The organism is Gammaproteobacteria bacterium, from assembly GCA_003696665.1.
Lineage (GTDB): Bacteria > Pseudomonadota > Gammaproteobacteria > Enterobacterales.
Genome location: RFGJ01000506.1, coordinates 1 through 1,082, shown reverse-complemented (window position 1 = coordinate 1,082; position 1,082 = coordinate 1). Strand labels below are relative to the sequence as shown.

Sequence of the window (1,082 nt, the reverse complement as noted above, 5' to 3'; positions counted from 1 at the left end):
GTCTATGCCGGTTTCATCGAGGCCAAGCGTGCCCAACGCCTGTCAGAACACACTCTGTCTGACTATAACAACACGTACAAGAAATTTTTGCGTTTTCTGGATGAGACAATGGACGGTGAAGACACCGACATCATGGATATCACGGTATCCACGGTGTCCCGTTTCCTCGCCAGCACGAAAACAGTCAGCAAGAAAACTGTCTTGAATTATCACACCGGACTGTCATCCATGTGGAATTGGGCAACGCAAGCCGGTTTGTGCCCTGAAAACATCATCCGCAAGGTTACACCGCCGCGCCCCGAACAACGTGAAATCATTCCTTTTTCCCATAGTGATGTGGTGGCGTTGATAAACGCAGCCCAAAAAGGGCAAAATCCCAAGCGAGACAAGGCCATCCTTCTGTTCATGCTGGATACTGGCATTCGCGCATCAGAACTGGGGCGCATTCGTCTGAAAGATGTCGATTTTTCGAAACGGGAAGTGTTGATATTCGGGAAAGGAAGCAAAGAGCGGCGACTGATATTTTCCACCGCCACCGCAAATGCCCTCCTGCAATACCTGTCTACCAGGAATATCTCGGAAACTCGCTCGCGAGCCAATCGTAATGCGCTTTTGTTTGTCAACGTCCATGGCAACCCCATGCGCAGAGACACCCTTCGGCAACTTTATGAGCGTCTGGGAGACCGCTCAGGCGTCATCCATGCGCACCCTCACAGAATGCGGCACACATTTGCCATCGAATTTTTGCGCAATGGAGGAAACATTTACGCTTTACAAGCATTGCTGGGCCACTCTACCCTGGATATGGTCAAGCGTTACCTGACTATCGTGCAAAAAGACCTGAAACTCGCACATAATTTGGCTTCGCCAGTCAAAAACTGGTTCAAATAAATCCAGACATGATGGGTAGTGCGCAACAGATGCGGCATTTTCTGTTGCGCACTACCCTTGATCACCCTGCCAAATTTTTGTCGACATACACAGTTCACATCCGTGAGGTCGGGGGTTCGAGCCCCTCCGCGCCCACACATTTTGCCAACGTCCCCCGGCGGGGGCGTTTTGCATTAAGGTCTATTTTCTGC

General features: G+C 50.6%; 1 protein-coding gene. It reads left to right on the top strand.

The window, feature by feature from the left end; all coding sequences use genetic code 11:
- Positions 1–891: hypothetical protein (locus tag D6694_12315; GenBank protein ID RMH38478.1), on the top strand; the 891-nt coding region annotated here is incomplete at its 5' end.
- Positions 892–1,082 lie beyond the last annotated feature (191 nt).